The sequence below is a fragment of the Lautropia mirabilis genome, assembly GCF_900637555.1.
Classification (GTDB): domain Bacteria; phylum Pseudomonadota; class Gammaproteobacteria; order Burkholderiales; family Burkholderiaceae_E; genus Lautropia; species Lautropia mirabilis.
The window spans coordinates 983,507-1,006,220 of sequence record NZ_LR134378.1 but is presented as its reverse complement, the minus strand read 5'-3'; the positions used below and the strand labels follow the sequence as shown (position 1 = coordinate 1,006,220).

Annotated in this window: 22 protein-coding genes; 5 read left to right on the top strand and 17 right to left on the bottom strand. The window is 65.7% G+C overall.

Annotated features, from left to right (window positions below; all coding sequences use genetic code 11):
- Positions 1 to 4: 4 nt before the first annotated feature.
- Positions 5 to 1,018 (bottom strand): peptidoglycan DD-metalloendopeptidase family protein, encoded by a 1,014-nt coding sequence (locus EL249_RS04115; protein ID WP_083799531.1) that lies wholly within the window; start codon positions 1,016 to 1,018, stop codon positions 5 to 7.
- A 189-nt stretch (positions 1,019 to 1,207) separates the two neighbouring features.
- Here EL249_RS04115 and EL249_RS04110 point away from each other — a divergent pair, with 189 nt between their 5' ends.
- Complete coding sequence (locus EL249_RS04110; RefSeq protein WP_040530037.1) at positions 1,208 to 2,143, top strand: DUF808 domain-containing protein; 936 nt, start codon at positions 1,208 to 1,210, stop codon at positions 2,141 to 2,143.
- 73 nt (positions 2,144 to 2,216) lie between these two features.
- Here the strand turns inward: EL249_RS04110 and EL249_RS04105 are convergent, their stop codons facing one another.
- From EL249_RS04105 to EL249_RS04090, 4 genes are all read right to left on the bottom strand, one after another.
- Positions 2,217 to 5,516 (bottom strand): DEAD/DEAH box helicase, encoded by a 3,300-nt coding sequence (locus EL249_RS04105; protein ID WP_005674174.1) that lies wholly within the window; start codon positions 5,514 to 5,516, stop codon positions 2,217 to 2,219.
- A 157-nt stretch (positions 5,517 to 5,673) separates the two neighbouring features.
- On the bottom strand, positions 5,674 to 6,510 hold the full coding sequence (locus tag EL249_RS04100) for a heme ABC transporter ATP-binding protein (RefSeq protein WP_040530043.1): 837 nt from the start codon (positions 6,508 to 6,510) through the stop codon (positions 5,674 to 5,676).
- The gene (locus EL249_RS04095; protein WP_005674176.1) at positions 6,507 to 7,580 is read right to left on the bottom strand and encodes a FecCD family ABC transporter permease; all 1,074 of its coding nucleotides are present in this window, start codon (positions 7,578 to 7,580) and stop codon (positions 6,507 to 6,509) included. The genes EL249_RS04100 and EL249_RS04095 overlap by 4 nt, the downstream gene beginning before the upstream one ends.
- A gap of 252 nt (positions 7,581 to 7,832) precedes the next feature.
- Positions 7,833 to 8,510, bottom strand: coding sequence for a hypothetical protein (locus EL249_RS04090; protein WP_005674177.1), 678 nt, complete (start codon positions 8,508 to 8,510; stop codon positions 7,833 to 7,835).
- A 93-nt stretch (positions 8,511 to 8,603) separates the two neighbouring features.
- On the opposite strand from EL249_RS04090, the gene EL249_RS04085 reads away from it, so the two are divergent.
- Positions 8,604 to 8,825 carry a hypothetical protein gene (locus EL249_RS04085; RefSeq protein ID WP_169311690.1) on the top strand — a complete coding sequence of 74 codons (222 nt, stop codon included), beginning with the start codon at positions 8,604 to 8,606 and terminating at the stop codon, positions 8,823 to 8,825.
- Between the two features lie 100 nt (positions 8,826 to 8,925).
- On the opposite strand, the gene EL249_RS13845 is transcribed toward EL249_RS04085, so the two are convergent.
- The 3 genes from EL249_RS13845 to pyrC all read right to left on the bottom strand — a co-directional run bounded on the left by EL249_RS13845 (position 8,926) and on the right by pyrC (position 10,678).
- The gene (locus EL249_RS13845; protein ID WP_005674180.1) at positions 8,926 to 9,270 is read right to left on the bottom strand and encodes an entericidin A/B family lipoprotein; all 345 of its coding nucleotides are present in this window, start codon (positions 9,268 to 9,270) and stop codon (positions 8,926 to 8,928) included.
- A gap of 52 nt (positions 9,271 to 9,322) precedes the next feature.
- On the bottom strand, positions 9,323 to 9,466 hold the full coding sequence (locus EL249_RS04075) for an entericidin A/B family lipoprotein (protein ID WP_005674182.1): 144 nt from the start codon (positions 9,464 to 9,466) through the stop codon (positions 9,323 to 9,325).
- Positions 9,467 to 9,586: 120 nt separating this feature from the next.
- Positions 9,587 to 10,678: a dihydroorotase gene (gene pyrC / locus EL249_RS04070; protein WP_040531704.1), complete on the bottom strand. Its 1,092-nt coding sequence runs from the start codon at positions 10,676 to 10,678 to the stop codon at positions 9,587 to 9,589.
- 349 nt (positions 10,679 to 11,027) lie between these two features.
- Between pyrC and EL249_RS04065 the strand changes: the two genes are divergently transcribed.
- Both EL249_RS04065 and EL249_RS04060 read left to right on the top strand, forming a co-directional pair.
- Entirely contained in the window at positions 11,028 to 12,482 is a 1,455-nt protein-coding gene (locus tag EL249_RS04065) for an endonuclease/exonuclease/phosphatase family protein (protein ID WP_005674186.1), read from the top strand.
- Positions 12,483 to 12,561: 79 nt separating this feature from the next.
- A complete protein-coding gene (locus EL249_RS04060; protein WP_232002035.1) occupies positions 12,562 to 13,023 on the top strand; it encodes an acyl-CoA thioesterase in 462 nt (153 codons plus the stop codon).
- 7 nt (positions 13,024 to 13,030) lie between these two features.
- Here EL249_RS04060 and EL249_RS04055 read toward each other — a convergent pair whose 3' ends face one another.
- The 7 genes from EL249_RS04055 to EL249_RS04025 all read right to left on the bottom strand — a co-directional run bounded on the left by EL249_RS04055 (position 13,031) and on the right by EL249_RS04025 (position 19,057).
- On the bottom strand, positions 13,031 to 13,591 hold the full coding sequence (locus tag EL249_RS04055; RefSeq protein WP_005674189.1) for a GNAT family N-acetyltransferase: 561 nt from the start codon (positions 13,589 to 13,591) through the stop codon (positions 13,031 to 13,033).
- Between the two features lie 126 nt (positions 13,592 to 13,717).
- Complete coding sequence (locus EL249_RS04050) at positions 13,718 to 14,743, bottom strand: D-hexose-6-phosphate mutarotase (protein WP_050781919.1); 1,026 nt, start codon at positions 14,741 to 14,743, stop codon at positions 13,718 to 13,720.
- Positions 14,744 to 14,838: 95 nt separating this feature from the next.
- Positions 14,839 to 15,600, bottom strand: a complete 762-nt coding sequence (locus EL249_RS04045; RefSeq protein WP_005674192.1) for an endonuclease/exonuclease/phosphatase family protein — start codon at positions 15,598 to 15,600, stop codon at positions 14,839 to 14,841.
- Complete coding sequence (nudB, locus tag EL249_RS04040; protein ID WP_005674193.1) at positions 15,597 to 16,085, bottom strand: dihydroneopterin triphosphate diphosphatase; 489 nt, start codon at positions 16,083 to 16,085, stop codon at positions 15,597 to 15,599. Before nudB ends, EL249_RS04045 begins: the two co-directional genes overlap by 4 nt.
- Positions 16,069 to 17,937 carry an aspartate--tRNA ligase gene (gene aspS / locus EL249_RS04035; RefSeq protein WP_050781920.1) on the bottom strand — a complete coding sequence of 623 codons (1,869 nt, stop codon included), beginning with the start codon at positions 17,935 to 17,937 and terminating at the stop codon, positions 16,069 to 16,071. The genes nudB and aspS overlap by 17 nt, the downstream gene beginning before the upstream one ends.
- A gap of 94 nt (positions 17,938 to 18,031) precedes the next feature.
- The gene (locus tag EL249_RS04030; RefSeq protein ID WP_040531716.1) at positions 18,032 to 18,673 is read right to left on the bottom strand and encodes a DUF502 domain-containing protein; all 642 of its coding nucleotides are present in this window, start codon (positions 18,671 to 18,673) and stop codon (positions 18,032 to 18,034) included.
- 33 nt (positions 18,674 to 18,706) lie between these two features.
- A complete protein-coding gene (locus EL249_RS04025; RefSeq protein ID WP_005674196.1) occupies positions 18,707 to 19,057 on the bottom strand; it encodes an FmdB family zinc ribbon protein in 351 nt (116 codons plus the stop codon).
- 215 nt (positions 19,058 to 19,272) lie between these two features.
- Here EL249_RS04025 and EL249_RS04020 point away from each other — a divergent pair, with 215 nt between their 5' ends.
- The gene (locus tag EL249_RS04020; RefSeq protein WP_169311692.1) at positions 19,273 to 20,604 is read left to right on the top strand and encodes a threonine/serine exporter family protein; all 1,332 of its coding nucleotides are present in this window, start codon (positions 19,273 to 19,275) and stop codon (positions 20,602 to 20,604) included.
- Between the two features lie 148 nt (positions 20,605 to 20,752).
- Here the strand turns inward: EL249_RS04020 and ssb are convergent, their stop codons facing one another.
- Complete coding sequence (gene ssb, locus EL249_RS04015) at positions 20,753 to 21,280, bottom strand: single-stranded DNA-binding protein (RefSeq protein WP_005674198.1); 528 nt, start codon at positions 21,278 to 21,280, stop codon at positions 20,753 to 20,755.
- Between the two features lie 169 nt (positions 21,281 to 21,449).
- Positions 21,450 to 22,712 carry an MFS transporter gene (locus EL249_RS04010; protein ID WP_005674199.1) on the bottom strand — a complete coding sequence of 421 codons (1,263 nt, stop codon included), beginning with the start codon at positions 22,710 to 22,712 and terminating at the stop codon, positions 21,450 to 21,452.
- Positions 22,713 to 22,714: the final 2 nt, after the last annotated feature.

Below are 22,714 nucleotides of genomic sequence, written 5' to 3'. Positions count from 1 at the left end.
TTCCCTATTTGCGCCGCGTCGCCTTCTTGGGCTGTTCGGCCTTCAGGAAAAGCGCCGGATCGACCATGGTGCGGTTCAGGCACACCGACCAGTGCAGATGCGGGCCGGTGACTCGCCCGGTCTTGCCCACGGTTCCAATGACATCGCCCGTCCGAACCCGCTGGCCGACACGGGCGCGAATGCGGTCCAGATGACAGTACATGGTCAGCAACCCGGCGCCGTGGTCAACCCAGACGGTGTTTCCGTTGAAGAAATAGTCGCCGGTATCGATGACCACGCCGGGGGCGGCCGCCTTCACGGGCGTTCCCACGGGCGCCGCGATGTCCATGCCCCCATGCGGATTGCGCGACTGGCCATTGAAGAAGCGACGCAGCCCGAACGAGCTGGAGCGCACGCCCGGCACCGGCTGGCGCAGCTGCAGCGAGGCCGGCACCGGTTCGCTCCAGGTGGACATGACACGCGTGCTCTGCTTGCGCTCGCGCAGATGGCGGGACAGGACCTCCTTGCTGAGCGTGACCTGCCCTGGTGCCACCTTGAGATGCTGCTCGGCATACTGATGGGGACGGATGGGCACATCGATCTGTCGCACCCCGGTCGACGACGCCTCCGGCGGAGCCTTGCCAGCCCGGGCCTCCGCCATGACCTCTGCGTCGTGACCTTTGCCCTTGTCGTGCGCCGAGGCCTGCTTGGCGGCTCGCGGCGCACCGGGCGCCGCATCCTGCACCTCCAGCACCAGCCGATCCTGCAACGTGTGCAGCGGAATGCCCAACACCGCGAACCACCCGGATGATGACCCTGTCACCAGAACAGGTACTCCGTTCCAGATGGCCTTGGGCGCCCGCCGGGCAGCCCCCAGTGGCACCACGGCTACACCACCGGGTACCGCTCTCGACACCGGAAAAGGCAATGTCGCCTTCGACCGCGAAACCGTCCTGCGTTCCGGGGGCGGGAGCGCAGCGGCCCGCACAACACCAGGGCACACCGCAAACGCACCGCCCCCCAGCAGGGCGGCGGCCATGCCGCCCAGCCAATGTCGACGTCCGGCCTGCAGTCCCTGAACGTCGCACAGGCGGTTTCCATTCCCGACAGGCAGTGGCAACACTTCACATGCTGTATCACCTTTCACGGATACTTCCGCAGCGTCGGACATCGATCGATCAGGTACATTCAACGGTTTCACGGCCCTCCCGGCCTGGATGGGATACGCATGGCGCTTGCCAACCTGCTCACTTTAATCGACGACATCGCCAGCCTGCTGGATGATGTTGCAGCACTCACGAAAACCGCCGGCGCCAAGACCGCAGGCGTCCTGGGCGACGACCTGGCCCTGAACGCCCAGCAGGTCACGGGCGTGCGCGTGGACCGAGAACTGCCCGTGGTCTGGGCCGTATTCAAGGGCTCGCTGCTGAACAAGAGCATCCTAGTACCGCTGGCGCTCGCCATCAGCGCTTTCGCCCCCTGGCTGGTAACGCCACTGCTGACCCTGGGTGGATTGTTCCTGTGCTTCGAGGGTGCCGAAAAGCTGCTGCACTCCGCACTGCATCGCAAGCACGCCGAGCACGCCGCCGATCATGCCTCGGCCGAAGCGCCTCCCCCTGCCGACGAACAGCCGCCGCTGAACGAGAAGGAGCGCGTCAAGGGCGCCATCCGGACCGATTTCATCCTGTCGGCCGAGATCATCGCCATCACGCTGGGCATCGTGGCCCACGAGCCGCTGCCCACGCAGATCACGGTCATGGCCATCATCGCCCTGACCATGACCGTGGGCGTCTATGGCATTGTGGCCGCCATCGTGAAGCTGGACGACCTGGGCCTGTACCTGAGCCAGCTGCAGGGCAACGGCATGCGCCCGCTGCTGCGCGCCATCGGGCGCGGCATCCTGCGTGCAGCCCCCTGGCTGATGAAGGGTCTGAGCATCGCCGGCACGATCGCCATGTTCCTGGTCGGCGGCGGCATCGCGACTCACGGCATTCCGGCCGTGCATCATGCCCTGGAACACAGCCTGGCGCAGGTCACGCTGCCTGCCTGGCTGTCCGGCCTGGCACTGCCGGTAGCCCAGGGCGTGGTCGGCCTGCTGGCTGGCCTGGTGCTGGCCATCGTCTTCCTGGGCATCCAGAAGATTCGGGGAACGGCCCAGGCGTAAGCCCACGCCAGGGGCAGCGCGGGCATGTCCGAAGGCGGAGGCATCCGGCGCTCCCCGCGTCGTGCGTCATTCGTCAGGCATCACGAAGAACACTGAACGCCTGGAAAAGCCTGGCTGGCAGAGGAACATCCAGCTTCCAGTGAATGCTCATGGGACGATTGCCTTCAGCCTGCAGCAGGGCAACGGGACCACAGGCACGATACGGGTCCTTCCGGGTCTGACGCACGAACAGCTGGAACCGCCAGCCGTTATCCGGGCTTTCCAGATAACGCCGCCCCACCTTGGTATCCGGGCCGGCCGAATTCTGGGTCTGCCAGTGAAAGCGCTCTGCGCTGATGGCGTAATCATGGTAGGCAATGCGCTGATGGTAGCCTTCGCGCTTGTCCAGCGTCACGAACAGCAGCTCTGTCCGTCGTTCCGGCAAGGCCAGTACCCCCGCCTGAAAAGGCGAGCGCCGTGTGTCAGTCAGCCAGCTGACGGCCGTCAGGATCTCGCGAACGCCATAACTGGCATGAAGGCATAGCGGAAGATCTTCCATCCCGGGGATGGAACGTGCCGGCAGCACGTTCCGGCTGGACAGCACCTCGGCAAGCTCCCCCAGCTCCTGGAAGGACATCGGGCTTTCCATCAGTCGCGCAAGAAAGGCTGCGCCGGTTTCCTTCTGCTGATGTCCCGCATCGATCTGATAGGCCAGCATCTGCAGCAGACGCCGCTCACGTGCTGAGCCGGCATCCTTCAGAAGAGCGCTTCCCGACATCGCCACAGCCTCACGTCCGTGTTGATTCGGATGCGCTTCCTTCAGTTCATGCGCTGCGCGTGACTGCGTAACCTGCGCCAGAAACGCCAGCCGTTCGACATCATCGACATGCAGAAGGTCTGCAAAGCGCCTGCCGAAGTACTCTTCTTCCTGCGAGGCCTCCCCAGGCAGCAGGCCTGCCTGTCGCTTCAGACAGGTCCAACCGGACCTTCCGCTGCTGCGATAGAGACTCTCCAGCTCCACGCCCTGATCCTTCAGGAAATCGACCAGCCGTGTCGACTCACGCCCCTGAAGCGTCACGTAAGTCTGCAGTTCCGTACAAAGACGTCGCCAGTTCTGCTGGACCATCCGTCGCAGGCTGTCCAGGATCCGCTCACGTGCCTGGCGTTGCAGATGGATGAAGCATCCGGAAGGAAGACTGGGGAAGTCGTTCTCGGCCTCACTCGGCAATTGCGCACGATGCAGGCCCGTCAGGGATGACAGCAGGCGGTCGAAGCGGAAGTCTTCCCGATACCGTCCCACGAAATCCAGAATCAGGCAGCTCTCCTTGCTGGAATGCAGACGCAGGCCACGGCCAATCTGCTGCTGGAAAAGCACCGGACTCTGCGTGGGACGCAACAACAGCAGCGTGTTCACGAAGGGAAGGTCCACCCCTTCGTTATAGAGATCGCAGGTGACGATGGCATTGATCTCGCCCCGGGCCAGTCTTTCGGGTACTGCACGCCGATCCTCTGCCGAACTGTCTCCCACCACACACTCGGCCGGAATTCCGGCAGCATTGAGCCTGTCTGTCATGAACCGGGCATGGCCCACGGACACACAGAAGACCAATGCCCTGCTCTGGGACAGGCTGCCTGCCAGACGCTGCCATTCATGGATGACCATGCGTGCCCGCATGTCGTTTCCGGTCACGAGGCGGTCGATGGCGGCCGTTTCTCCCGGCGCGTTCCACGGCACCGAAGAGAAATCCGTCTCGTCGTCGCAGGCGTAGTACTCGAACGGACACAGCAACTGCAGATCCAGTGCCTGCCAAAGTCGAAGCTCGACGGCCGGCGAACCATCCCGACGGTTCTGGAAGTACCCCAGAATGGACTTCCCATCACTACGCTCGGGCGTGGCCGTCAACCCCAGCAGCACGGCAGGCCGGATGGCGTTCGCCAACGCATCGAAGCGGTTGGCTGCCAGGCGATGGCATTCATCAATGACCACCACGTTCCAGTAATCGGCACCAAAACGATCGACCAGCCTCTTGGAACTGACACTGTCGATGGTGGCAAACAGATGATCATGGCTATCGGGTTCAGCACCTCCCACCAGCAGGCAGCCAAACGCATGGTCGCGCAGGACTTCCTGATAGGTGCGCCTGGCCTGTCGCAGGATCTCTTCCCGATGTGCGACAAAAAGAAGGCGCGGCCTTCCCCCTTGTGCAGCACACAGACGCCGGTAATCAAATGCTGCCACCACGGTCTTGCCCGTCCCCGTTGCGGCCACCAGCAGGTTGCGGTGGCGTCCCTGAAGCCGTTCTGCATGCAGCTGATCCAGCATGTCCTGCTGGTAGCTCTTGGGCTCCAGATCGAAGAAGGTCAGGCGTACAGGAAGCCCATGCCCGGCCTCTCGTGTCAGCGCATTCTCAAGGGCAGTCCGATGCACGGCATTCTCGGGGTCATAGCGCTGGAATTCGCGGTCTTCCCACAGAGTCTCGAAATTGGCACGCGCCCGGGCAAACAGCTCTTCCTGCCCCTGTTCGGTGAACTTCACCGTCCACTCCAGACCGCCCATCATGGCCGCGGCCGACAGGTTGGCACTACCCACGTAGGCAGATCCGAAGCCACTATCCCGATGGAAGATCCACGCCTTGGCATGCAGACGTGTGCGCCTGCCATCCAGCGAAACCCGAACCTCCACACCCGGCAGCCTGGCCAGCAGGTCCAGCGCCTGCATCTCCGTCGCGCCGGTATAGGTGGTCGTGAGGATGCGCAACCTTGTACCCGGTCTACCGTGAGCATCGACCGCGGTAATTCTCTGCAGAATGTCCAGCAGTTTCCGAACCCCGGACTGCGTGATGAAGCTGACCAGAATGTCGACCCTGTCGCAGGCGCCCAGTTCGCGTTGCAGCTCGGACAGCAGGGAGGGCGTTCCCCGACCTGCCGTGAACAGCCAGGGCATGGCCAGACCGATTTCCGGTCGCAACGGCACAACCCGGTTTCGATGAACGGCCTGCAACAGGCGCGGCGGGCTGCTCAGAAGCCCGTGGCCGCCATCTGCGTCAAGGCGTGCCTCGTCACGCGGCTCAAGCGCATGGGGCCCATGCCCTGCCCCCGTATCCCCCGGAACATCCGAATGCGTGGCTCGATGACGCACGTATCGCAGCAAGTCATTGACCAGAGCCAGCTGACGCCGCGGCTTCCCTCCATCCTCTTCGCCCAGATCTTCCAGGATGCGGGCCAGCGTTGAAGCCAGCACCTCCGCCATTCGCGCGGGGGCATCTTCCGCAGCCAGATCGGCCACGGTAAAGCCATGCTCACCGATCGAAGCCTCGATGAGTTGCTGCAACGAATCGGTCACCACCTGGTCATACAGACCATCTGGCAGAAGCGCGGGGGATTTTCTGGGCATGTTCTAGAAACCCTTGTGGAGGGCTGATCATGCCATTTCCGGACAGCCCGCAGCACCCGGCGTCAGCTGTCAGCCACAGCCTCCAGTTGCTGCCTGAAGGCTTCGGGGCTCTCCACCTCCAGATAGACGCCCGAGTCGGTGCCTTTCACTGCGAATTTCAGAACACCACCAGCGGTCTCCCCGGCTGGTTCGGATGCGGCAGAACGGTGGCCTCCACGCCATAGACTTGGCGGAGCGTGTCGGGGGTGAGTACCTGGGCAGGCGTCCCACAGGCGGCGACGCGCCCCTGGCCCAGCAGCAGAAGCCGGTCGCAGCAGCCGGCGGCCAGGTTCAAGTCGTGCACGATGACAAGTGCCGCCACGTTCTCTTCATGCGCCAACGTATACACGGCAGACAGCAGCTGCAGCTGGTGGCGCGGGTCCAGGCTGGCGGTGGGTTCGTCCAGCATCAGCACGCGGTACTCATCGTTCCCATGACGTGCCAGCAGCAGCTGGTACAGCACGCGGGCCAGGTGCACGCGTTGCTGTTCGCCGCCGGAAAGGCGGCGGTAGCGGCGCTCGTAAAGGTCCTGCACATCGGCCAGGACCAGCACGCGCTGCAGGATGCGCTGATCTTCGGCCATGGCGGCCTGGGCCGTGTCGTGGCGGTTGGTAGGGTGCGCGCCTGTCCGCGAGTGTCGTGCATGCGGATAGGCCCCCATGCCGATGACGGTGGCCACCGGCAGGTCAAACTGCAACGAAGGGCTCTGCGGCAGCACGGCTCGGCAGCTGGCCAGTTCTACCGCAGGCCAGGCAGACAATAGGCGCCCGTTCAGCGTGACGCTGCCGACGCTGGGAGACAGTTCGCCCGCCAGAGCAGCCAGCAGCGTGGATTTGCCGGCACCATTGGCACCCAGCACGCCGATGACCTGGCCAGCCGGCAGGGACAGATCGATGTCGGAAAGGATCTGACGTTCACCGCGTTGCACGGCGATGCCATGGGCCTGCAACATCAGCGCGCCTCCCGCTGGATGAGCATGAACAGCACCGGTGCCCCCAGCAAGGAAGTGACGATGCCGATGGGCAATTCGGCCGGGATGACGACGATGCGTGCAACCCAGTCAGCCAGGACAAGAATGAGCGCTCCCGCCAGCAGTGACAGAGGCAGCAGCGGCCGGTGATCGGCACCCACCACCAGGCGGACAAGATGCGGCACGACCAGACCCACGAAGCCGATGATGCCGGTGACGGCCACCAGTGGCCCCACCAGCAGCGTCACCAGCAGGATGAGCCGTGCGCGCAAACGCTGCAGCTCAAAGCCCAGGTGCAGCGCCTCACGTTCACCCAGCAGCAGCGCATTGAGTGCACGCCATTGCCACAGCAGCGCCCCCATCAGCACCAGCGTCCAGGGCGCCAGCCAGGAGAGCATGGCCCAGTCCGCAGTGGCCAGACTGCCCAGGTTCCAGAAGGTCAGGCTGCGCAGCTGCATGTCGTTGGCCAGGTAGGTGAAGACACCGATGAGCGCACCACCAAAGGCATTGATGGCGATGCCGGCCAGCAGGATGCCTGCCGCCCCCGGTGCACGCCGTCCCAGCAGCCAGGCAGCCAGTGTGGCCAGCAGGCTGCCGACAAAGGCAGCGCCTGCCAGCACCAGCGGCTGCTGGTCATATCCCAGGACAATGGCACCCACAGCACCAACTGCCCCGCCCACCGAGACGCCGACCAGACCGGGCTCGGCCAGCGGGTTGCGAAAAAGCGCCTGCATGACGGCACCGGCCACGGCCAGCGCCGCCCCCGCCAGCATGCCCAACAGGATGCGCGGCAGGCGGATGTCCAGCAGCACGCCTTCCCAGAGCCGGTATTCCGGATGGCCAGCCGCGGAAGATGTCGATACGGAATCGGACGCCACGCCCAGCAAGGCCGGCATCGCGTCCAGCGGAATGCGCACGGCACCACTCATGGCCGAGCCGATAGCCGCCACGAGCAGCAGCGCCAACAGCACCAGCATGCCAGCCAGCAGCTTGGGCCTGCATCGTCCGCAGCGGTCCTTGACCGGGTTCGATACACCGCCACCGGCTGGACTCATGATGCGCCTCCCTGCCTCGGCGGGTTGGACCGGCAAAGGCCCGGGTGAACTGAAGCAAGAAATCGGTCGTCTTTCATGGGGGCATGGTCCGGAAGGTCACGGGACCGTCATCGATGCGATGACTGCCCCCGGCAGGATACGATGGTATCCGTCCCTGCCAAGGGTTCAATCCGGACTCTGCCCGTTGCACGGCAGGCCGGCACACGCGGGCTTTCCCGTTCCGCAGCGGGTGCCGGCCGCAGACAGCACCGTCTACCTACCCGGCAACTGTGCGTAGAACTGGATGGTCCAGCGCTGCGCCGAGTTCAGGTTCTTCGGATCCTGATAGGACACGCGTTTCAGACGCATGCGGGCGTAGTTGTTTCCCTCGCCGCCGCGTATCAGAGCCCCACGTTCAGGATCGGCCCCCAGCACGCCTGCCAACGGCGCAAAGCCGGCTGCCTGGGCACGACTTGCATCGGTGTACTTGATGAACCAGCCATGGTCTTCATCCAGCCCCCGCAGGGTGGCGGGCACATTCAACAGCGAGCCGTTGGCGTCAGCCACATAGGCATCGGCCGGCAGGGGCTCGCGGTTGGCCGGGTTCGTGGCCCCATCCTTCCACTGTTCCAGATGGAACCATTTCATCAGGACCTGCTGGATGGTTCCGTTGGCAGCCCGCCGAACATAGACACCACCCTGGCCAGTACCACTGGAGCCGCTGTTGGTGAACAGCATGGGCGCTTCGTCCTGCCGTCCGGTGATCTTCAGGTCCCAGGCATTGCCAAGGCACGTGGGCACCTCGGAACCCGCGTCGAAGTCGAAGCAGGTCGACTGGCCCGCGGCAGGGATGTCGGCCTGCCAGACGACTTCAGTATTGAAGTGTGACGGAAAGGGATCGGGCCCCCCGCCTCCTCCACAGCCTGCCAGCGTCAGGGCCAGCAGCGCCATGCCCCATGTCGATCCATCCGGTCTTGCTGTTTTTCTTTCCGGAACCACGATGTCGCCTCGTCAATGTTGAATGCCAGTCTGGCGGATGAAGGCATGAAATATGAAGATTCCATGCCGAAACCCTCAATCTGCAGCTACAGATACTACAACGTGCAACAAGACGAAACGGTATACAGCGTCACCACGCGGCGCATTCCGGGCTCGGCGGCTGCTTTCACCTTCCCGACGGCGTGCTTCAAGCGTGCTCCCGGTACCGGACAGCAAAAAGGCCGCGCACACCGAAGTGTGGCGGCCTTGTCGGACGGTTCGGCCTGACACCAGCTTCCTGGGCAGGCACGATCATCCTGCAACCTGGGCTTGCTCCCCACCTGCCCGGTCAAACCGGACAGAACGCGGCAGCTCTGGTCTCAGGTGTTCACTTGCTGAACTTTTCCTTGGCGGAATCCTTCAGTTCCGAGGCTTTCTCCTTGGCGGAGTCCTTGATTTCCGAGGCTTTTTCCTTGGTCTTGTCCCACATCGAGCTGTCCGATGAGGAGCCTTCCTTGGTCATGGTCTCGGTGGGCTGGGCAGCCGTCGTGCCATGCTCGTGGTGCATGGCGTCATGCGAGGTGCTTTCCGACGAGCCGTGCTTCACGTCCTCGGCTTTCTTCTCCAGCTTCTCGCCACCGGCCTTGATGTCCTGACCCATGCCGGACATGGTGTTGCAGCCGGCCAGCACGAAGGTGGCACCCACCAGGGCAGCGCTCAGTTTCTTGATCATGTTCTTATCTCCTTGAATCTCGATCTCTGTGGGAAGGTTTCTGGCTCAAGGCTCAGGAACCGCTCTTCACGCCCTCGGCCTTTCTTTCCAGCTTTTCGCCACCGGCCTTGATGTCCTTGCCCACGCCGGCCACGGTGTTGCAGCCAGCCAGCACGAAAGCGACGCCCAGCAGGGCTGCGCTCAGTTTCTTGATCATGGTTTTTTCCTTTCCCGGCAATGGGAAGAACAAGGATGAGAGGACTGATTGAAAGGGCCACAACAGGGTGGCACCGAGGGCATCATACCAAAAAGCCCCCGACAGTCCGGCATGGAGGAATCAGGCGGTCCTGCCCTCGCCCACCACCTGCCAGCTCAATGTCTCGCCGGCCGCCAGCGGCACGATCTCGGTTCCCGCAAAAGGCAGGCTCTCGGGAATGGTCCAGTCCTGGCGCTTCAGGGTAATGGTGCCGGTATTGGGCGCCCTTCCGTAGAAGCGGGCGCCGTGCAGGCTTGCAAAGGCATCCAGCTTGTCCAGTGCGCCGGCAGCCTCGAAGGCCCAGGCATAGAGCTCCAGGGCATGGGGGCCGGTATAGCAGCCGGCACAGCCATTGCCAACTTCCTTCAGCGCACGGGCATGGGGGGCGCTGTCGGTCCCCAGGAAGAAGCGAGGATCGCCACTGGTGGCCACCTCCACCAGTGCCGTGCGGTGGATTTCGCGCTTGAGCACCGGCAGGCAGTACCAGTGCGGACGCAGCCCGCCGGTGAAGATGGCATTGCGGTTGTAGAGCAGGTGCTGTGGCGTGATGGTGGCGCCCAGCATGCCAGGCTCGGCGGAGTCAGTCCTGACGTACTCGGCCGCCTGACGGGTGGTGATGTGCTCGAACACGACCTTCAGCTGCGGCAGCCGGGTGCGCAACGGAATCATCACGCGATCGATGAAGACGGCCTCACGATCGAAGACATCCACGTCAGGATCCGTGACCTCACCGTGCACCAGCAGCGGCATGCCGGCTTCGGCCATGGCTTCCAGCACCGGAATCACCCGGTCGATGGCGCGCACGCCCGCATCGGAATTGGTGGTAGCGCCGGCCGGATAGAGCTTGACGGCCGTCACCACGTCCCCGGCAGCGGCCTGCCGGATGTCGTCCACAGAGGTCTTTTCGGTGAGATAGAGCGTCATCAGCGGCTGGAAGCTTGCCGCCTGGGCCTGGCTGATCTCGCCTCGCCCCACGGCCTCATCCAGCGCGAGGCGGATGCGGTCACGATAGGCCGTGGCCTCGGCCACCGTGGTGATGGGCGGGCGCAGGTTGGGCATGATGATGGCACGGCCAAACTGGCGTGCACTAGCGGCCACGACCGAATGGAGGGCGGCACCGTCACGCAGATGCAGGTGCCAGTCGTCGGGGGTTCTGAGGGTCAGCGTATCCATGGTGCAATGATATGCCGACACGCCGTCCATCGGGCCATGGTGGACGAAGCCGTTCGGCCGAATTGGCGCCCCACCGATGATGGCATCATCACGGGCCGACGCTCGTGGCCGGAACCACCGCCATGCCCCAGGCAGCTGCCTCCCCTGGACGCTGCTTGCGGTGCCGCAGCCGTGGCCCATTCCATCTCTGCTGCTCACCCTGCCCTGTCCGTTTGCGCCCTCCTTCCTTCGCCCCCTTCTCGTCCCCTTCTCGTCCCCTTCTCGTCCCCTTCTCGTCCCCTTCTCGTCCCCTTCTCGTCCCCTTCTCGTCCCCTTCTCGTCCCCTTCTCGTCCCCTTCCCGGAACCTCCATGCGCCACCGCCTTCCTGCCCTGCTGCTTGCCACCGCCCTGCTGACGGGTCTGGCGGGCTGTTCGGCTGACGATCCCACCCGCGGCGCCAGTACACAGACTACCGGCGAGGCCACTCTGACCAAGGGGCACCGTCCTGACGTGCCGGCCGAATGGCGTGAACAGGTCGCCACGAGCAAGCGGCGCCAGAAGGAAGGACAGAAGAACAAGGACAAGCGTGCACGCGCCCATGCCGGGTCAAGCGCCCGGGTAGCCGGAAGCACGGGCAACGATGATCGCCCCCAGGGCAGAAAGGCACGTCGTCAGGCGGACGGCGTGGCGGGCAGTGCGACCATCGACGATGCGAATGGCCTGCGCATCATGACGCTGAATGCCGAGCACCTGATGTCGCCCGCCGTCTTTGCGCGCTGGCAGTCCTTCTGCGAACCCCTGGGCTGGCGGGACGGGCCTGGCGACCGTCGCCCGGCGGGGCTGCCCTATTGTGACGCCCTGAACGGCCGTGACATGCAGGGGCGCCTCATCTTCGGCCCCCAGCACCGACGCCAGGACCTGGATGCCAAGGTACGCCAGCTGGCCGAGCTGGTCCGGACGGCACGACCCGACATCGTGCTGATGCAGGAGATTACCGACGCTGACGCCGTTCGCCAGGTGCTGGGCAAGGGCTGGACAATCCACACGACGGCCGAACGCTGGAACGGCGGCCCGATCTCGCAGAACCTGGCCGTGGCCTGGCCCACCCACCGCTTCCTGCAGGAGCCCCGGGTGGAAGTGGTGGAAAGCCTGGCGCGCAGCAGCCCGGAAGGTCGGCGCACGCGGCCGGGGCTGGCCGTGTACCTGCCACTGCCCGTGCCCGAGAAGCCATCCGGTACACCCCCGAAAGCTGCACGACCAGCTCCCACGCTGGCCATCCTGAACGTTCATCTGAAGGCGGGCTGCCGGCAGGGGCGACTGGACCGCAGTCTGAGCCGCCAGCCCACCCGACAATGGCGGCGGCTGTCATCCTGTCAAACGCTGCAGTCACAGGTACCGGCACTGGAAGGCTGGCTGGATCGTCAGATGGCGGCCGGCCATGCGGTGCTGATCAGTGGTGACTTCAACCGGGACCTGCGCCAGGAACTCCGGCAGGGGCTGCCGGCGCGAGGCGACGGAAGCCCGGCCGCCGCCCCGATACGCACGTCGGACGAGATGCGACGTGTTGCCAGCGTGCTGCCGGAACTGGATGACGACCAGCCACGCGGTACCCGCCTGACCCTGGTGGCCAGTGGCCCCTACCGCAAGCTGGCTCGCTGCCACCACCACATCGATGTCTTCCTGCTGAGCCACAATCTGGATGCCTGGCTGCGCACACCGCCGGAAGACCTGCGTGTGCAGGTGGTGCCCTTCGAGGCGCCCCTGTCGCTGGAGCGCCCCCGCCCCAGCGATCACTGCCCGCACGTGCTGCAGCTGCCGCTATGACCCACCGGGTAAACGCCACGTGCCGCCCCGGGGCGGCATGCGTTATGCTTGGCCGAACTGTCCGATGCTGCCAGGCAGCATGTCCATCCGCACCATGACCGAGATCCATCGTTCCCCGTCTTCCCGCAACACCTCCCAGAGCGAGCTGCCCAGCGGCCGCACGCCCGTGCTGGCCATCGTGCCCATGCCGCCCGATGCGAACCCGCATGGCCACGTGTTCGGGGGATGGATCATGTCGCAGATGGACATCGCCGGGGCCGTGGCTGCCGTGCAGCGTGCCCGAGGCCGGGTCAGCACCGTGGCCGTCAACACGCTCACCTTCCTGGCTCCCATCCAGGTTGGCTCACGCACGTTGTTCTACGCCGACGTGGTACGCGTGGGCAACACGTCCGTCACCTGCAAGGTGGAGGCCTACACCGAACACAACATCCATGCCCCCACGGAAGTCCGCAAGGTCTCGGAGGCCCTGTTCACCTACGTGGCCATGGACGAGAACGACCAGCCTCGCCCGGTGGACCAGCCCTCTGTAGCCCGCGCCTGAGCGGGCTTCAGGCGATGAAGGGCGCGTCCTTCTGGGGCGCAATCAGCATTTCCAGGTGCGGAATGCCGTCTTCCAGATAGGGATCCGAGACCGGCATGAAGCCGGCTGACCGATAGAAGTTCGCCAGGTGCGCCTGGGCCGAAATGCGGATGGGCTGCCCGGGGAAGGCCTCACGGGCGGATTGCAGCGTGTGGGCCAGCAGGGTTCTGCCCAGGCCCCGCTGACGGAAGGGCTGCGCCACGCACAGCCGACCCATGGAGGGGTCGTCGAAGCCGACGCCCGGCGGCAGGATGCGCGCCGTGGCAATCACGTCAAACAGGGTGGCGCCATGATCGCCCGTGGCACCCCAGGGGCGGATGCCGACGACGATCAGCGCGTGCTGGTCGAGCCCGTCGATATCCTGGTACAGGCATTCCTGCTCGACGACAAAGATGCTGCTGCGCAATGCGAGGACGCGATAAAGCACCGCCGCATCCAGCGCGCGGAAGGGCAGTGTCACCCATTCGATGCCATTCTTCGTGACCGCACCCGGCAGGCTGGCACCCAGGCTCCACGGTTCGTGCTTCATGTTCTCCTTGCTCCGACTGTTACGCCCCAGCAACACAAAAAATAGCACAGGAACCCTGTGACAAATATCGAGATCCCGCCTGAAACTCCGGGGAAACGTAAGCAATCTTGCGCGAACAGCTGACGCTCAGAGAACCTGCAGCTGCTGCCCGGCCAGCCAGCGACCGCCCGGCGGCACCTCGGCAGGCCGGCCAATGCAGGCAGCCTCCACGCACAGCATTCGCCGCCAGTCGTCGTCAGGCATGTCGGCCAGGGCCTTCGCCCCTTCAGGGCCGGGGTTCCACACCACCGTATCGACAAAGCCGCCGCTCATGCCAATGCGCAGTGCCCCGCCAGCGCTGTGCAGCCGCAGCGGCCGAGGCACGTCGAAATAGATGTCGTCGATGGCTCCCCGCAGGATCAACGGCCCACCCGGAGCGGCTTCCTGACGGTTGGGCTGAACCAGGGTGTCCAGCCGGGTACTGCCTTCCAGGCCATCCAGCGTGGTGCCCGGCAGCTCGGGAACTGCCAGGTAGGTGTGCAGCGCGGCCGTGAAGCGCATGGACTGCGTACCGGTATTGTCGAGCACCAGCTGCAAGTCCAGCTGCTGGGGCAGCAGACGGATACGCAGCTGCAGGCGGAAGGCGTGTTCCCAGCTCTTGTGTGTCTCGGGGCCATCCCCCAGCGCCAGCACCAGGTCGGCAGCATGCAGGCCGGGCACGGCTTCGGTCGCGGTCATGTCGGCCGGCACATGGGTCTCGGGCAGACCACAACCGGCAGGCGCCGGAGCACTGGCCGCCACAGCGCCCGGTTCGGCCCCAGGCATGCCCGGGAACGGGGTGGGAGCAGGCGCGGCCTGGGCTGCCACGTTCGGCGCGATTCGGTACCAGCGCAGCTGGCGGGCAAAGCCATGGCGCGGCAGGGTGAAATCCGGCCCCCGCTGATTGAATTGCGGAAAGATCACCGGCACGCCACCGCGCACGGGTTTCGGTTCCGAAGGCAGACGCGAGGTGCAGTACAGGCGCTCCACGCCATCGGCCGTCATCCACGACAGGATCTGCGCCCCATGCTGCAGGACGACCACCTGGTCCCCCACGGCATTGCGCAGGCAGAACGCCGGCTGTCCGGCCACGGAGATCTCTTCGACCCAGCTCATCGTCTCATCCTTCGTCATGGTGCGCTTCCTCCTGAATACCCTTGTCATGATAGCCTCGCCCACGGTGGGGGATGATGACAATCGACAGGACAGGACGGGCGAACGGGCCCGGATCAGTCGGGCAGCAGCGTCAGGTCCGCCACCACCGGCGCATGATCGGAAAGCCGCGCCCAGCTGAGCCCCCGCAGCACCTGGGCCGTCTCCACGGCAAAGCCGCGAACATAGATGCGGTCCATGCGCAGGCACGGCATCAGCGCCGGGAAGGTGCGGGCGCTGTCCAGCACCTCATACACGCCCAGCCGCTCCACCAGGAGGCGGCTCAGGGCATCCTGCCAGTCGTTGAAGTCGCCGGCGATCAGCAGCGGGGCACCGGGAGGCACCTCGGCGCGGATCCAGTCGATGAGCGCACCGGCCTGACGGGCCCGGCTACGGGCGAACAGCCCGAAGTGGATGACGAAGCAATGCACCGCGCGCTCGCCCATCTGCAGCACGCAGTGCAGGACACCGCGCCGCTCGAACACGTGGTCGGAGAAATCGCGGTTCTCGATGGACAGGATGGGAAACTGCGACAGCAGCGCGTTGCCGTGATGCCCGTGCAGGTAACGGGCATTGAGGCCATAGACGGCCTGGAAACGGCGGGAGGACTCGGGGTCCAGCGCCAGGTACTGGGCCTGCGGATCGGCAGGCCACTGCGCGAAGCGCTTGGCAAAGCGATTGTTCTGACCCTGCACTTCCTGCAGGAACACCACGTCGGCCTGCAGCTCATGCAGGCGCTGGCGCATTTCCTTCACCATGGGACGACGGCGCAGCGAGGGCCCGGGCACCACGCCCTTGTGGATGTTGTAGGTGGCCACCCGCAACCGCAGTGATTTCATGGTGTCTCTCCTGCCTCGCCTGTCGATGCCTTCCAGCCCAGGCGCTTCGCCAGTATCCGGATCGCGTCGGCGTTGCTGGGCGAGAAGCAGCGCCGGGCCGCCTCTTCCCAGGCCAGCCAGGCATGGGCCAGATGCTCGCGGGGCGCCAGCTTCACCGGAACCGGGGCCGGCAGCGCCAGCGCAAACACATGCTCGGTATTATGCGTGACCCCCGGCGCATAGCGGTGCCGCCAGTGGGCATAGATCTCGTAGCGATTCTGAATGCCCAGATCGTGCAACGGGCCCACGACCCCTGCCGTCAGCCCGGTTTCTTCCTGCACCTCGCGCCGCGCCGCAGCGCAAGGTGCCTCATCCGGCGCATCCAGGCTGCCGGTCACCGACTGCCAGAAGCCGGGCCGGTCGGCCCGCTCCAGCAGCAGCACCTGTCCGTCGGTGGTGTGGATCACCACCAGCACGGACTCGGGGATCTTAGGCGCTGTGCCCATCTGCGGCGGGCTGGCCTGCCACCTGGCCAACGGGGTTGCGCAGGCGGATATGCAGCTCGCGCAGCTGCTTCTCGTCCACCGGCGACGGCGCCTGCGTGAGCAGATCCTGGGCACGCTGCGTCTTGGGGAAGGCGATCACGTCGCGGATCGACTCGGCACCGGTCATCAGCGTGACCATGCGGTCCAGACCGAAGGCCAGGCCACCGTGCGGGGGCGCACCATAACGCAGCGACGACAGCAGGAAGCCGAACTTGGCTTCGGCCTCTTCAGGTCCGATGGCCAGCGCGCGGAAGACCTTGCTCTGCACGTCGTCACGGTGGATACGCACCGAGCCGCCGCCCATCTCCCAGCCATTCAGCACCAGGTCGTAGGCCTTGGCGATGCAGGCGCCCGGATCGGATTCCAGCAGGTCCTCGTGGCCGTCCTTGGGCGAGGTGAACGGGTGATGCAGGGCCACCCAGCGCTTCTCGTCCTCGTCGTACTCGAACATCGGGAAGTCCAGCACCCACAGCGGCTGCCAGCCGGCCTCGAACAGGCCGTGGCCCTTGCCGAACTCGGAGTGGCCGATCTTCACGCGCAGCGCGCCGATGGCGTCGTTGACCACCTTGGCACGGTCGGCGCCGAAGAAGATGATGTCGCCGTCCTGGGCGCCAGTGCGCTCCAGGATGGCGGCGATGGCTTCGTCATGCAGGTTCTTGACGATGGGCGACTGCAGGCCTTCGCGGCCGGCCTTCACGTCGTTGACCTTGATCCAGGCCAGGCCCTTGGCACCGTAGATGCCCACGAACTGCGTGTAGGCGTCGATCTCGCTGCGGCTGATGGACGCGCCACCCGGCACGCGCAGCGCCACCACGCGACCGTCCTTGGCATTGGCCGGACCGGAGAAGACCTTGAAGTCCACCGTCTTCATCACATCGGTGAGTTCGGTGAACTGCAGCTTCACGCGCAGATCGGGCTTGTCCGAACCGTACAGGCGCATGGCCTCGGCAAAGCTCATCGTCGGGAACGGATCAGGCAGGTCCACGTTCATGACCTGCTTGAAGATCGTGCGGATCATCGGTTCGAAGATGCCGCGGATCTCTTCCTCGGACAGGAAGGAGGTCTCGCAGTCGATCTGCGTGAACTCGGGCTGGCGGTCGGCGCGCAGGTCCTCGTCCCGGAAGCACTTGGTGATCTGGTAGTAGCGGTCGAAGCCGGCCACCATCAGCAGCTGCTTGAAGAGCTGCGGTGACTGCGGCAGCGCGTAGAAGTAGCCATCGTGCACGCGCGACGGCACCAGGTAGTCCCGTGCACCCTCGGGGGTGGAGCGCGTCAGCATCGGCGTTTCCACATCCACGAAGCCCAGGTCATCCAGATAGCGGCGCACCGCCATCGTGACCCGGTGGCGCAGCATCAGGTTCTTCTGCATGGCCGGGCGGCGCAGGTCCAGCACCCGGTAGGTCAGGCGGGTGTTCTCGGACAGGTTCTCGTCATCGAGCAGGAACGGCGGCGTGACCGACGGGTTCAGCACTTCCAGCTCATGGCACAGCACCTCCACCTGGCCGCTGCGGATGCCGTCATTGACGGTGCCTTCCGGGCGGCGACGCACCTTGCCGGTAATGCGGATGCAGTATTCGTTGCGCAGGCTTTCCGCCGTGCGGAAGGTCTCGGCGCGGTCAGGGTCGCAGACGATCTGCGCCAGGCCCTCGCGGTCGCGCAGATCGATGAAGATCACCCCGCCATGATCCCGCCGCCGATGCACCCACCCCATCAGGGTCACTTCCTGATCCAGAAAGGCCTCGGACAATTCACCGACATAACAGCTACGTTTCACTGATTCTCTCCTGGCAACCGCAGTATGGTGCCCGGCCATGCCGGACACCGGTTTCATGGCCCCGACCCCGGGACCGTCGTTCTATTGAGCCCGCCGGCCGCACCGGACGCTTCGCCCGACTCGACCCACGGTCTCATTCATGATTGGTTTCAGCTTCGTTCCGGCCGACCGGGGGCGCTACCACCCCCATCGACACGATGTACTTCAGCGCGGCATCCACGCTCATGTCCAGTTCCACCGTCTCCTCACGACGCATCATCAGGAAGAAGCCCGAGGTGGGATTGGGCGTGGTGGGCACGAACACGGACACCATCGTATCCTCTTCCTGTCCGGACGACACGCCCATCTTCGCCTGCATCGCGGCCGAGGGTGCCCCGGTCAGGAAGCCCAGCGTCCAGCAGCCACGACGCGGGTACTCCACCAGCAGCGCCTTGCGAAACGCCTGCCCATGCGGCGACAGGATGGTGTCGCTGACCTGCTTGACGCTGGAGTACAGCGTGCGCACCACCGGAATGCGCGACAGGATCCATTCGCCCAGCTGCACCAGCGCCCGGCCGATGAAGTTGGTGGTGAGCAGCCCCGTGACGAAGACGATGAGCACCGTCAGCACCACGCCCACGCCGGGAATGTCGCGCCCCAGCCAGACCTGCGGCTGCCACTGGGCTGGCAGCAGTGCCAGGCTCTTGTCCATGGTGCCGACGATGAGATTCAGCACCCAGACGGTGATCACCAGCGGAACCCACAGCAGCAGGCCGGTCACGAAATAGCGCTTCAGCATGGCAGGGCTCCCTTGGACATCCCGATACGATCAATCACTGCCCGAAGCAGCCCCTGCACCGCCGGAGGCGCTCCCCGACGACGCCGTGGACCCGGCACCCGACCCAGCATCAGCCGCCCCGGACGAGGCGCCGTTGCCCGCGTCCCCGGCGCTGTGGCTCTTGCCATGCTTGGGGTCCTGCCCGGCCGGCTTGGTGCCGTTGTCGCGGAAGTCGGTCACGTACCAGCCCGTACCCTTGAGCTGAAAGGCGGGCGCGGACAGTTGCTTGTGGAAATCCGGCTTGCCGCACGAGGGACAGTCCGTCAGCGGGGCAGCGGAGATTTTCTGCAGCACGTCCTGCTCATATCCGCAGCTGCTGCATCGATAGGCGTAGATCGGCATGATCGAAATGCACAGGAAAAGCCTTTCATTATAAGGCGGTACCCATGACAGGGGGATGGGCCGCCGAACGGCCTCCGGCGCCCTCGGACCGGCGTTGCGGCATCGACACACCCGGCCCGGGCAGCAAGCGTCGCACACGGGTATGACCCGCATGACCAGCGGGTTGGGCGTATCGTTGCCGGATGCAGAGCACACCTCCTTCCCAGAAACAGAACATGCCTGTCTCCTCCGAGCCCGGGGAGAAAGGCCCTGACACCCCTGAATCCGGCGCACCAGCGGCAGCCCCCGCCAGCGAGGAAGACGCCCGCCACTTCGTCTTCGAGATCGCCCGGGGCATGCTGTCCGACGGCCTTCAGACCGGCGAGACCGTGCGCGTGGCCACCGAACTGGGCCAGCGCCTGGGGCAGGAAGTCATCCTCATGCCGCGCTGGGGCGAGCTGATCATGCGCACCCGGCAGCCAAACCACCGGCATGACCTGCTCGACATCGCGCCATGCTCGCCACACGCGGTGGCCATGCACCGCGTGGCCGCCTACATGCACCTGGCGCGCACCACCCGTCTGGACAACCTCACGGCTGGCCTCTCTCGCCTGGGCACCATCCAGCGCATGCATGCCACCCCGCTGCTGCTGTACATGCTGGCCTGCATCGGCGGGGCCCTGGGCATGGCCTTCATCTTTGGCGCCCAGCGTCCCGGCGCCATCGGCCTGATGGCCATCAGCGCCGGACTGGGCGCCCTCATCCGTCGCCAGATGGCCCATCTGGGCATCGGCATCGTCTGGCAAGTGGGTGTTGCCGCCTGGCTGGCCGGTGCCATCGGTGCACTGGCCGTGCACTGGGATCTCACCTCCCGGCTGCATCTGGTAGCCCTGTGCCCGGCCATGATCCTGGTGCCCGGCCCCGCCATCCTCAACGGCCTGATGGACCTGTCGGCCACCCGCGCCAGCATGGGCATCGCCCGGCTGGCCTACGCCAGTACCCTGCTGGCCGCCATCTGCACCGGCCTGCTGCTGGGCCTGTCACTCAACCACGTGGCACTGCCGCTGCTGCCGGGTGCACGGATTGTTCCGCTCTGGAAGGACGTGCTCTCGGCCGGGCTGGCGGCCTGCAGCTTCGGCCTGCTGTTCTCAATGCCCCTGCGTGCACTGGTCTGGCCCGTCTGTGTGGGCATGGCTGCCCACGCACTGAACTGGCTGTGCAAGGCCGAGTTCGGCCTGTCACCCGGCGAGGCAGCAGGCCTGGCGGCCGTGGCGGCCGGTCTGGTGCTGGCGCCCGTTGCCCACCGGCTGGACCTGCCCTTTGCCGGCATCGGCTTTGCCGCCGTGGTCTCGATGATTCCGGGCAGCTACGTCTTCCGGATGGCCAGCGGTCTTTTGCAGCTGCAGCAGCCCGATGTGGACGCCCTGCCCACCCTGGTGGCCACCCTCTCACACGGGGTCACCGCCGTGCAGATCGCACTGGCACTGTCCCTGGGCCTGATCATTCCCAAGCGCATGCATGACGAATGGGTGGGCCGCCGCGAACGGCTCAAACGCATGAGCACGTAGGCGCTGCCACGACGAAGCTGCGCCCCCTGACGCAGCCCTCAGATTCAGATTCCATCCGTCCATACGACAAGCGCCGCAGATGCGGCGCTTTTTTCATGGATTGCGATCCTGGACGGGCGCAGGACGTGTTGCCGATGCGCCCAGACCGTCAGAACGGGATGTCGTCGTCCATGTCGTCGAAGGTGGGGGCCGGACGGTTGCCGCCTGCCGGGGCGCCACCGCCTGCAGCGCCGCCACTGCGGGCACCACCGCCGGAAGCACCACCACCATAGCCCCCGGACGAGCCGCCACCGTAGCCACCGGAACGGCCACCGCTGTCGCCGCCGAAGTCTCCGCCGCCATCACGGCCACCCAGCATCTGCATCTGCTCGGCGATGATGTCGGTAGCGTACTTCTCCACGCCGTTGGCATCGGTGTACTTGCGGGTCTTCAGGCGGCCCTCGATGTACACCGAGCGACCCTTCTTCAGGTACTCACCGGCGATCTCGGCCAGGCGGCCAAAGAAGGTCACGCGGTGCCATTCGGTTTCCTCGCGGCGCTCGCCCGAGTTGCGGTCCTTCCACTGCGAGGTGGTAGCCACCGAGATGTTGGTGATGGCCGAACCCTCGGCCGTGTAGCGGACTTCCGGGTCGCGGCCCAGATTGCCCACCAGGATGACTTTGTTGACGGATGCCATGAGAGAACTCCTGAGATCAGAAACCGGCCGCAGGACCGAGAAACAGTGCAACGGCAGGCCGTGATTGTCGATGAAAGAACGATGGGCAGGCGATGGCCAAAAAGACACGCCGGGCTAGGCCATCCGGCGAGGCCAGCCCTGAGCTGCCTGCCGGAAGCGCCGCACGGGCTCAGCCCCCGGACGCCTCCTGGGCTGCGGCCTTCTCGGCGCGCAGGGACGCCGCCGACGGCCACCGCCGGGCTGAACGGGCCAGCGCCCACCACAGCACCAGCAGGAGCGCCGACGCCAGGGGCACCGCCGTCGCGCCGGCGTACTTCAGCACCAGCCCCCCGAAGGCGCCGCCCGCAAACACCCCCAGCGACTGGCTGGTGCTGTAGACCCCCAGTGCCAGCCCGCGCCCATTGGGCGGCACCAGCCGCGACACCAGCGACGGCAGCATGGCCTCCATGAGGTTGAAGCCCGTGAAGAACAGAAGCAGCAGCCCTGCCAGCGGCCACACCTGGTCGGGCACGAAGGCCAGCCCCAGCTGGCTGAGCGCCAGCACAAGCACACCGCCCAGGAAGACCGGCTTCATCCGGTTGCCCCGCTCGGCCGCCCGCATGGGTCCCAGCATCAGCATGAAGCCCAGCGCCCCGGCCGGCAGATACATCTGCCAGTGGTCACCCACCGCCATGCCGGCCGCCAGCAGCCGCGCCGGCAGCACCACGAAGAGCGCCATCTGCGTGAGATGCAGCAGGAAGATGCCCGCATCCAGCCGCCACAGGTCCGGCCCCAGCACCTCGCGCAGCGGCGGAGCCGCCTGACGCACCGGCGACTGCGCCGGGTTGGGCACCAGCCGCCACAGCACGCCAATGGCCAGCAGCGCCAGCGCCCCGGTAAAGAGGAACATGCCGGACAGCCCGACGCGCTGATACAGCACCGGCCCCACCACCAGCGACACCGCATAGGACATGGCAATCATCACGCCAATGAGCGCCATGGCCTTGCTGCGGTTCTCGTCACGGGTGGAATCGGCCACCAGCGCGCTGATGGCCGCCGAAACCGCGCCGGCGCCCTGCAGCGCCCGGCCCAGGGCCAGCATCGCCACCGTGTCGGCCATGGCGGCCAGCACGCTGCCGGCTGCCATCACCAGCAGCCCCACCGTGATGACCTGCTTGCGCCCGAAGCGGTCGGACGCCGCACCGTAGGGAATCTGCAACAACGCCTGCGTGAGGCCATAGGCCCCGAAGGCAAAGCCCACCCAGGCCGGATCATCTCCCCCGGGCAGCTGCCGGGCGTGCACCGCGAACACCGGCAGGACCAGGAACAGCCCCAGCATGCGAATGGCGTACAGACTGGCCAGCCAGAGGCTGGATCGCAGTTCCTGGCGCGACATGCGCACCGGCCCGCCGTCCTGATCGCCGGCAGGCGCCTTACCGAGGGAATCGTTCATGC

Bases quoted from the DNA above. Each gene is read 5' to 3' on its own strand.
- EL249_RS04115 (WP_083799531.1), bottom strand. From the start codon at position 1,018: ATGGCCGCCGCCCTGCTGGGGGGCGGTGCGTTTGCGGTGTGCCCTGGT.
- EL249_RS04110 (WP_040530037.1), top strand. From the start codon at position 1,208: ATGGCGCTTGCCAACCTGCTCACTTTAATCGACGACATCGCCAGCCTG.
- EL249_RS04105 (WP_005674174.1), bottom strand. From the start codon at position 5,516: ATGCCCAGAAAATCCCCCGCGCTTCTGCCAGATGGTCTGTATGACCAG.
- EL249_RS04095 (WP_005674176.1), bottom strand. From the start codon at position 7,580: ATGAGTCCAGCCGGTGGCGGTGTATCGAACCCGGTCAAGGACCGCTGC.
- EL249_RS04090 (WP_005674177.1), bottom strand. From the start codon at position 8,510: ATGGCGCTGCTGGCCCTGACGCTGGCAGGCTGTGGAGGAGGCGGGGGG.
- EL249_RS04085 (WP_169311690.1), top strand. From the start codon at position 8,604: ATGAAATATGAAGATTCCATGCCGAAACCCTCAATCTGCAGCTACAGA.
- EL249_RS13845 (WP_005674180.1), bottom strand. From the start codon at position 9,270: ATGATCAAGAAACTGAGCGCTGCCCTGGTGGGTGCCACCTTCGTGCTG.
- EL249_RS04075 (WP_005674182.1), bottom strand. From the start codon at position 9,466: ATGATCAAGAAACTGAGCGCAGCCCTGCTGGGCGTCGCTTTCGTGCTG.
- pyrC (WP_040531704.1), bottom strand. From the start codon at position 10,678: ATGGATACGCTGACCCTCAGAACCCCCGACGACTGGCACCTGCATCTG.
- EL249_RS04065 (WP_005674186.1), top strand. From the start codon at position 11,028: ATGCGCCACCGCCTTCCTGCCCTGCTGCTTGCCACCGCCCTGCTGACG.
- EL249_RS04060 (WP_232002035.1), top strand. From the start codon at position 12,562: ATGTCCATCCGCACCATGACCGAGATCCATCGTTCCCCGTCTTCCCGC.
- EL249_RS04055 (WP_005674189.1), bottom strand. From the start codon at position 13,591: ATGAAGCACGAACCGTGGAGCCTGGGTGCCAGCCTGCCGGGTGCGGTC.
- EL249_RS04050 (WP_050781919.1), bottom strand. From the start codon at position 14,743: ATGACGAAGGATGAGACGATGAGCTGGGTCGAAGAGATCTCCGTGGCC.
- EL249_RS04045 (WP_005674192.1), bottom strand. From the start codon at position 15,600: ATGAAATCACTGCGGTTGCGGGTGGCCACCTACAACATCCACAAGGGC.
- nudB (WP_005674193.1), bottom strand. From the start codon at position 16,085: ATGGGCACAGCGCCTAAGATCCCCGAGTCCGTGCTGGTGGTGATCCAC.
- aspS (WP_050781920.1), bottom strand. From the start codon at position 17,937: ATGGCCGGGCACCATACTGCGGTTGCCAGGAGAGAATCAGTGAAACGT.
- EL249_RS04025 (WP_005674196.1), bottom strand. From the start codon at position 19,057: ATGCCGATCTACGCCTATCGATGCAGCAGCTGCGGATATGAGCAGGAC.
- EL249_RS04020 (WP_169311692.1), top strand. From the start codon at position 19,273: ATGCCTGTCTCCTCCGAGCCCGGGGAGAAAGGCCCTGACACCCCTGAA.
- ssb (WP_005674198.1), bottom strand. From the start codon at position 21,280: ATGGCATCCGTCAACAAAGTCATCCTGGTGGGCAATCTGGGCCGCGAC.
- EL249_RS04010 (WP_005674199.1), bottom strand. From the start codon at position 22,712: ATGAACGATTCCCTCGGTAAGGCGCCTGCCGGCGATCAGGACGGCGGG.